The sequence below is a fragment of the Microcystis sp. M_QC_C_20170808_M3Col genome (genome assembly GCF_007095505.1).
Lineage (GTDB): Bacteria > Cyanobacteriota > Cyanobacteriia > Cyanobacteriales > Microcystaceae > Microcystis.
The window spans coordinates 1-2,854 of the sequence record NZ_SFBY01000131.1 but is presented as its reverse complement, the minus strand read 5'-3'; the positions used below and the strand labels follow the sequence as shown (position 1 = coordinate 2,854).

Below are 2,854 nucleotides of genomic sequence, written 5' to 3'. Positions count from 1 at the left end.
AGTCAGAACCGTACCGTGGGAGACACGGAATCGGGCTTCTGAAAGGTCGCGAAAGTCTGTGGACTTTGTGTAAGACAGTACATGGTTTTTTAACCGTGGTATGCAACGGTGGTTGAAGCCGAAACTTAAATCGTGAGGTTTAGGAATCGCCGCACTTTTAGGGCGGCGAGGATGTCAACGATGCTACATGACAGTAATCAGTAATCAGTGAACGGTGAAAAGACAGGACTGTTAAGCTAAGACGCATTTAAACAGGGTATTTTTAAGCTGATTAACAGGGGTGCATCCCACATTTGCAGAAATATCGACAATCAGCAATTATCAGTAACTCTTAAATTATTACAGATATATCAGCAGCTATCTGTAAGCATCCCACCGAAAAACTAATACGCTCTGGGTTTTGGGGGGTAGAACCCCCCAAAAGCTTGGATTGAGTGATAAAACCGAAAGTAATGCCCAATTTTAGGAGAAAGTTTCCGCTTAAAAATCCCAAATTAGTAGATTGACAAAAATTGAGATGCACCCGATTAACAGCTATTAAGTTTGTCATTAATTTTCGTTGAACAAAAAAACAGCACCCATCGGGATGCTGTTTGTCAAGAAAATGTTACAAAACTTAAGCTAAAGCCGCCATTTTCACATCGTTATGAGCGAGGATATTTTGTAACTCCTCCGCGTCCACGGTTTCTTTTTCCACTAACATTTGCGCTAACTGGTCCAAGATGGTGCGGTTATTGACTAAAACCTCTTTAGCGCGACGATAGGCCTGTTCCACTAAGTTACGCACTTCCTCGTCAATAGCTGCCGCAGTTTCATCGGAAAAATCTCGATCGGAAGCGATATCACGACCTAGGAAAACATTACCATTTTGACGACCTAAGGCCACCGGTCCCAGGCGATCGCTCATTCCGAAACGAGTTACCATTTGCCGCGCTACTCGTGCCACCTGTTGCAGGTCATTAGAAGCACCCGTAGTCACTTCTTCCTCACCGAAGATAATTTCTTCAGCTAAACGACCCCCCAAAGCTACAGCCATCTGATTTTGCAGATAAGCGCGAGAATATAACCCGGATTCCATGCGATCTTCGCTAGGAGTGAACCAAGTTAAACCCCCGGCGCGACCGCGAGGAATAATACTAATTTTCTGGACGGGATCGTAATCCGGCATTAAAGCACCCACCAAAGCGTGACCAGCTTCATGGTAAGCAACTAAAGTTTTGCGTTTTTCACTCATGACGCGATTTTTCTTCTCAGGACCTGCCAGGACACGATCGATCGCATCGTTGACCTCATCCATAGAAATCTCGGTTAAATTGCGACGTGCCGCTAAAATTGCGGCTTCGTTGAGCAAATTAGCTAGATCGGCACCGGTAAAACCGGGGGTACGACGGGCGATTTTATCGAGATCCACGTCTTGAGCCAAAGTTTTGCCTCTGGAGTGGACATTAAGGATTTCCTTACGGCCAGCGTAATCGGGACGATCTACCACCACTTGGCGATCAAAACGACCCGGACGTAATAAAGCGGAATCCAGCACATCAGGGCGGTTAGTGGCGGCGATAATGATAATACCTGTATTACCTTCAAAACCGTCCATTTCCGTTAATAATTGGTTGAGGGTTTGTTCCCGTTCATCGTTACCCCCCCCTAAACCGGCGCCCCGTTGACGACCGACAGCATCAATCTCATCGATAAAAACTATACAAGGTGCATTCGCTTTCGCTTGTTCAAATAGGTCGCGGACGCGAGAAGCACCCACCCCGACGAACATTTCCACGAATTCCGAACCGGAAATGCTAAAAAACGGGACTCCTGCTTCGCCAGCTACTGCGCGAGCGAGCAGGGTTTTACCTGTCCCCGGAGGACCGACTAAAAGGACTCCTTTGGGGATTTTTGCCCCAATTGCCGTGAAGCGATCGGCATTTTTCAGGAAGTCCACCACTTCGTTTAATTCTAATTTTGCCCCTTCAATCCCGGCCACATCACCGAAAGTAACCTGGGTTTGGGGTTCCATCTGTACTCTTGCTTTCGATTTGCCGAAGTTCATCGCTTGGGAACCGGGACCACTTTGGGCGCGACGGAGCAAGAAAAATAGACCAACAAGAAGCAAAATGGGGAAAAAGAGGCTACTGAAGGCTCTTACCCATACTCCTTCTTCTCTTTGGGGCAGTACGGAAATATCAACGTTATTTTCTGCCAAGATGTTGATTAATTGCGGATCGTTGGGCAGGTTAACTAATACATTTGTGCCATCTTGGGTGGGTACGATCGCTCGCTGCCGGTCGGCACTTAAGCGTACGGTTTCCACTTTACCTTCCCGCACTTCCTGTAAAAATTCACTATACTTCCAAGTCTGTTGGACTGCCGGCTGGCGATCGAAGAAAGCTGAGGCCAAGGCAAGGACTACGATTAACAATAGGGCATATAGTCCCGCATTGCGCCATTTTTTGTTATTACCGTTTTTGTTCACGCTGTCGAACTCCTGATAAATTGAGGATGATCTTATCGGTTGTTAAGGGGTTGTTAATTTATGTTAACGTTTCTCAGGAACAGTGGACAGTTTTTTTAATAGACCTCTTGCAAAAATCAAAAATCTTCCGTTAGGTGAGGAGCAAGGAGCCAGTAGTCGGTCGTCAGGAGAATTAAGAATGAGCATTAATCAATTAAATGCTCTATTTAGGGTTTGCGGCAAAAAGTTTGTTGGTGGGGTTAGGGTGTGGGGTGTGGGGTGTGGGGTGTGGTGGGGTTTTACCGATTTTGAGGGGGTCAATTACCTAGGGTCTGCTGAAAAAGTTTTTCGGTGGGGGTTGGGGGTTGGGGGTTGGGGGTTGGGGGTTGGGGGGTGGGGGTTGGG

Annotated in this window: 1 protein-coding gene; it reads right to left on the bottom strand. The window is 47.0% G+C overall.

Annotated features, from left to right (window positions below; genetic code table 11):
- Positions 1 to 616 precede the first annotated feature (616 nt).
- Entirely contained in the window at positions 617 to 2,470 is a 1,854-nt protein-coding gene (gene ftsH3, locus EWV84_RS06225; protein WP_287077197.1) for an ATP-dependent zinc metalloprotease FtsH3, read from the bottom strand.
- Positions 2,471 to 2,854 lie beyond the last annotated feature (384 nt).